A 2,279-nucleotide genomic window follows, 5' to 3' on the forward strand; every position below is an offset into this window, starting at 1 on the left:
CAACTCTGGATTGTTATTCATTTTTTATAAGCCACTGACATTTCTGCAACAAAATTAGAATCACATAACTCTTTATATACAACTTCTGTTTTATACAATTTATTTGCGGATACAGGTATTACCGTAATTCCAATACCTGCCGCTACAAGCCCCATAACAGTTTGATACTCCGTTGCTTCTTGTACAATGTGCGGACTAAAACCTACATCACGGCAAAGCGATAAAATTGTATCATATAACGCTGGCCATACTGGTCTCGTAATAAATACGAACGGTTCATCCCTTAAATCTTCGATATGTATTTCGTCCTTTTCAGCAAGAGGATGTGCCTTCGGTAAACATAAGGTACACGAAAGTTTTTGAATTGGTTCTAACTCAAGTAATTGCGTCGGAATTGGCGGACGTAAAAATCCAATATCAATTCGATTATCATGAAGTGCATGCACCTGATCTGGTGTTGACAATTCATGTAATGCGACAGACACCCTTGGAAATTTCTTTCTATACTCCCTGACGATTGACGGTAAAATATCATATATCGCTGCACCTACAAAACCGATTGAAAGTGATCCTACTTCTCCCCTTTGAGCACTTTGTGCGACTTCTACTGCTTTTTCAATTTGTTCAAACGCTTTTTTCACTTCTTTTAAAAACATTTCTCCAGCTTCTGTTAATTCAACCTTTCTCTTCGTTCTTGAAAATAACATAACTTCCATTTCTTTTTCTAATTGCTGAATTTGTTGACTAAGCGGGGGTTGTGTCATTTGTAGACGAGCAGCCGCTCGTCCAAAGTGCAATTCCTCTGCCACTACAACAAAATATTGCAAATGCCGTAATTCCATTTTGGACACCCTTTTCACTTTCGATTAATACATCTAATATATTAATAACATATAATTTATATATTAGACAAATATTTCGAATGAACGTATAGTAGAAATTGTTAATTATTTTTTACAATTTTTATGTAAAAAACAAAGAGGTGGTTACTGTATGAAATGGTGGAAGTTAAGCGGACAAATTTTATTATTATTTTGTTTCGCTTGGACAGGTGAATGGATTGCAAAACAGGCACACCTCCCAGTTCCAGGAAGTATAATCGGTATTTTTTTATTATTAATCTCGTTAAAATTTAACATAGTGAAAAAAGAATGGATACAAGACGGTGCAGACTTTTTATTAAAAGAACTTATTTTATTTTTCATCCCTTCTGCAGTCGCTGTCATTCGTTACAAGGATACATTATCACAATATGGAATCGATCTCATTTTAATTATCGTGATTAGTACACTTTGTGTCACTCTAGTAACAGGGCTTTTAACAGAATTGCTATTAAATCGGAAAGGATCAACACAATGATCGGCTTTCTTTGTTTACTATTAACACTATTCACATATTGGGTATCTAAAAAAATGTATCAACGCTGGAATTGGAGCTTACTTTCTCCCCTTCTTGTATGTCCAATCATTTTAATTGCTTTATTACTCGGATTAGATACACCGTACGAAACCTACGAATCTGGTAGTCATTGGCTAACAGAATTATTAAAACCTGCAACAGTTGCTTTCGCATGGCCAATCTATAAATATTTTGATCTATTAAAAAAACATGGAACTGCTATTTTAATTAATGTCATTGTCGGTTCTTTTCTATCTGTTATTACTTCCGCACTATTAGCTAATTTTTTTCAAATTGACTCTACAATAGAACAAAGTTTAGCACCGCACATTGTAACAACACCTATTGCAATGGCTATTTCAGAAATGATTGGCGGCATGTCACAATTAACAGCAGTTTTCGTTGTATTAACTGCCTTAACTGGAGCATTACTCGGTCCTACACTCATACGCATATGCCGTATTAAAACAGCGCTCGCAAAAGGTATAATGCTAGGTACTAGCGCGAATGGAACCGGAACATCAAAAGCATTTGAAATCGGCCCTGTAGAAGGTACAATTGCAAGTTTATCAATGCTTTTAACAGCTGGAGCTAGTTTAGTTATCGTTCCACTTTTCTTATCGTGGATACACTAAAAAAGCAAGTATCTACACACTTGCTTTTTTATTTATATATCGGCATATTAGCTCGTAATCCTCCGGAAAAGCTAACGATAATTTTCCAACTTCATGTATCCCTTTCCAATCAATCTCATGTATTAACTCATCCGGATCTTGGATTTTCATATTACCGCCTATTTTTTTAACAAAGTAATAATGAACATACACCGGAATCCCATATGTAATACCTTCTTTTTCGTATATTTTATTTACAACCTCCAC

General features: G+C 35.0%; 2 protein-coding genes and 2 pseudogenes. 2 read left to right on the plus strand and 2 right to left on the minus strand.

Features of this window, described 5'->3' with window-relative positions:
- Positions 1 to 842 (minus strand): annotated as a pseudogene (gene alsR, locus AC1DJR_RS26975) (acetoin biosynthesis transcriptional regulator AlsR); the annotation flags it as partial.
- A gap of 151 nt (positions 843 to 993) precedes the next feature.
- Here alsR and AC1DJR_RS26980 point away from each other — a divergent pair.
- Both AC1DJR_RS26980 and AC1DJR_RS26985 read left to right on the plus strand, forming a co-directional pair.
- Positions 994 to 1,359, plus strand: coding sequence for a CidA/LrgA family holin-like protein (locus tag AC1DJR_RS26980; RefSeq protein ID WP_429688111.1), 366 nt, complete (start codon positions 994 to 996; stop codon positions 1,357 to 1,359).
- Complete coding sequence (locus AC1DJR_RS26985) at positions 1,356 to 2,033, plus strand: LrgB family protein (protein WP_002128560.1); 678 nt, start codon at positions 1,356 to 1,358, stop codon at positions 2,031 to 2,033. The genes AC1DJR_RS26980 and AC1DJR_RS26985 overlap by 4 nt, the downstream gene beginning before the upstream one ends.
- Positions 2,034 to 2,045: 12 nt before the next feature.
- Here the strand turns inward: AC1DJR_RS26985 and AC1DJR_RS26990 are convergent.
- Positions 2,046 to 2,279, minus strand: a pseudogene (locus AC1DJR_RS26990) (NUDIX hydrolase); the annotation flags it as partial.

It is taken from the genome of Bacillus sp. 05T31 (assembly GCF_056396725.1).

Coding starts and splice junctions, on each gene's coding strand:
- AC1DJR_RS26985 (WP_002128560.1), top strand. CDS start 1,356: ATGATCGGCTTTCTTTGTTTACTATTAACACTATTCACATATTGGGTA.
- AC1DJR_RS26980 (WP_429688111.1), top strand. CDS start 994: ATGAAATGGTGGAAGTTAAGCGGACAAATTTTATTATTATTTTGTTTC.